3 protein-coding genes are annotated in these 2,507 nt (G+C 62.3%); all 3 read right to left on the bottom strand.

Annotated features, from left to right (window positions below; genetic code table 11):
• Positions 1–151: 151 nt before the first annotated feature.
• A complete protein-coding gene (locus A3764_RS15790; RefSeq protein WP_150120866.1) occupies positions 152–1,030 on the bottom strand; it encodes an esterase-like activity of phytase family protein in 879 nt (292 codons plus the stop codon).
• Entirely contained in the window at positions 1,027–1,980 is a 954-nt protein-coding gene (gene mepA / locus A3764_RS15785; protein ID WP_067926568.1) for a penicillin-insensitive murein endopeptidase, read from the bottom strand. The genes A3764_RS15790 and mepA overlap by 4 nt, the downstream gene beginning before the upstream one ends.
• A partial coding sequence (locus A3764_RS15780; protein WP_201722443.1) for an MFS transporter occupies positions 1,977–2,507 on the bottom strand: 531 nt, incomplete at its 5' end. The genes A3764_RS15780 and mepA, both read right to left, overlap by 4 nt.

Below are 2,507 nucleotides of genomic sequence, written 5' to 3'. Positions count from 1 at the left end.
AACTCACCCGCAGCGTTGCACAGCCTGCATTTTCCGCAAAGCGATTTTTCAACCTCTTGGCAATCAATCGCGCAGAGCGTGCGGGATCAGCCACTAGTTGCTGCGTGACAGGAAGCTTGATCAACGTACGACAGCGACCCGCCGCAGCCAATTACTCCGTCACGATGAACTCGGTCATCCGGGTGGATTGTATAGGCAGGAAATTATCGTCCGATATCGTGGTGAGCCGGGTCTGGCCGAAACGGTCCTTCCAGACGCTGATCGCTTCGAGGTTGTCGAAGCGCGAGGGCAGAGAGGTGATGAGGGTGACCTCTTCTGGAACGGGACCCTGAAATTCGAACCGGCGGATGCGGCTGCGAAAGCCCAGCGGTGTCACGCTGCGTTCCAGCAGGTACAACCGCCCCTCGTGGTCGTAATCCGCGCCCACTGGCACGAACGCGCCCCTGCGGATGAGGCGATGCACCCTCCGCCAGCGCCCCCGTTCGAGCGCGTAAACCGAAAAGGGGGCTGTGCGGCTGGTACTGCTTTCCGGAATGGCGTGAAGCGTTCCGCCCGGGGTGATGGCCAGCGCCTCCAACCCCTGATTGATGGGGAATCCCTTGAAGGCCTGACTGCGGGGAAGAACCCCGGTACGCCCTGTTTTCGGATCGATCCGCATGACCCGGTGGTCATTCTCTAACGAAACATAGAGTTGCCCGTCCGGCCCTTCGGCAAGTCCTTCGGCATCTGAATCGGGCTTTCCCAGTACGCTGCCGGCTGGGCTGCGCAGGGGCTGTGTATCCAGTACCTGGATGGCAGCAAGCGTGTCCAGCCCGTCCCGGATCAATCCCGCGGTGACGATCCGGCCCCGGTCCGACACGATGTAGGCCCGTTTGCCATCATCGGACACTTCCATGCCGGAAAACCCGCCGAACCAGCCTTCGTTCTGGGTCCAGACAACATCTGAGACCTGCTTCAGCGCGGGTTCGGCAACAGCGGGCAGGGCCGCGCTGCCCAGCGCGGCCATTAGGGCGAAAATACGAAGGATCAATTTGCGTCCAGTACCGCTTTGCACTGTGCCGGAAGGTCCGCCAGCAGAATTTCACGCCGGGGTTTGGCGGGTTTGGCATTGGGATCCGGCGGTGGCGGGTTCAGAATGTTCTTCTGCCACTGCGCGGCCTCTGCACAGCCGTCACCCGGCGGGGGCGGGGCCTGATTGGTGCAATCCGTCGCGCCCGGAGGGCAGGTCAGGCGCACGTGGAAATGGTAGTGATGCCCATACCATGGCCTGATCTTGCGCAGGTAGGACCGGTCGCTGGTTTCATCGGCGCACATCTGAACCTTGGCGCCGGGAAAGATGAAGATTCGCGCGACACGCGGATCGGAGGCGGCGGCCTTCAGCAACTGATGGTGCTGGGGCGTCCAGCTTTCGTTCACATAGGCGCCCGCCGCGCGCCGAAGCGAGATGGAGGAAATGCTTTCACGCTGGGCGCGGGAGAGGGCGAGCGATTTGGGCGGTAACAGCCAGATATCTGCATCGAGACCGATCTGGTGGCTGCGGTGGCCGGTCAGCATCGGGCCACCCCGCGGCTGGCTTATGTCTCCTACGTATATGCCGCCCCAACCGGGAAGCTGTGCGGCACGCTGGCTCAGCTTGTCGATGTAGTCGAGCATCTCCGGATGGCCCCAGTTGCGATTGCGGCCCAGCCGCATCGCCTGCCATGTCGAGCCGGTTTCCGCCAGTTGCATCCCACCGGCAAGGCATCCCTTGGAATAGCCGCCGTAGGGCGCGGGTGCCTGTGCGGAGCCATGGGTCTTCGCCCCGAAAAGGCGCTTTGCCTCCACATTGCTAAGCGCCCCGCCCGAAGAGCCGATCGTCGGCAGCACGGCAGATGGCGTGCCGTCAATGTCCAGATTTGCCTGCGCCTCGGGCGTGTCGCCGCCACAGGCTGCCAGAAGGATCGCCAACAGGGCGGCACTCGTCACACGATTTAAACTCATTCCTCAAAATCCCCCTGGGGTTTCACCCATGCTAGCAGGAGAAGGCCGATGATGAATAGCCCCACGATGGGGGCGATCCCCAATCTTTGACTGCCCGTCAGATCACTGGTCACGGCAATCAGCGCCGGGGCAAGGAACGAGGTTGCCTTTCCCGACAGCGCATAGAGACCAAATGCCTCCGTCATTCTTTCGGGATTGCCTTGCCGCGTCAGCATGTTGCGCGAAGATGCCTGCAAAGCGCCGCCTGCGGCGCCGATCAAGGCGCCAGCCACGTAGAACAGGATGTCCGGCAGGGGGGAGCCTTCGGGCAGTGCAATGCCCAGTACCGAAACGGGCGTGAGCGAAATGATCAGGCAGCCGGTGAGGATCAGAACGACACAGCAGAAGACGATCACGGGCATCGGCCCCACGCGCCGATCCACCCGGCCGCCCACCCAGCAGAATACCGCGCCGGAAATCGCGGCAAGGATGCCGAAGATGCCGATATCGATGATAGACCATTCCAGCACGCCGAGAGCATAGATACC

Source organism: Sulfitobacter sp. HI0129 (assembly GCF_001635395.1).
Classification (GTDB): Bacteria; Pseudomonadota; Alphaproteobacteria; order Rhodobacterales; family Rhodobacteraceae; genus Sulfitobacter.
Note: the sequence above shows the minus strand (reverse complement) of the source record. Positions and strands in the feature narration are given on the sequence as shown.

Bases quoted from the DNA above. Each gene is read 5' to 3' on its own strand.
- mepA (WP_067926568.1), bottom strand. From the start codon at position 1,980: ATGAGTTTAAATCGTGTGACGAGTGCCGCCCTGTTGGCGATCCTTCTG.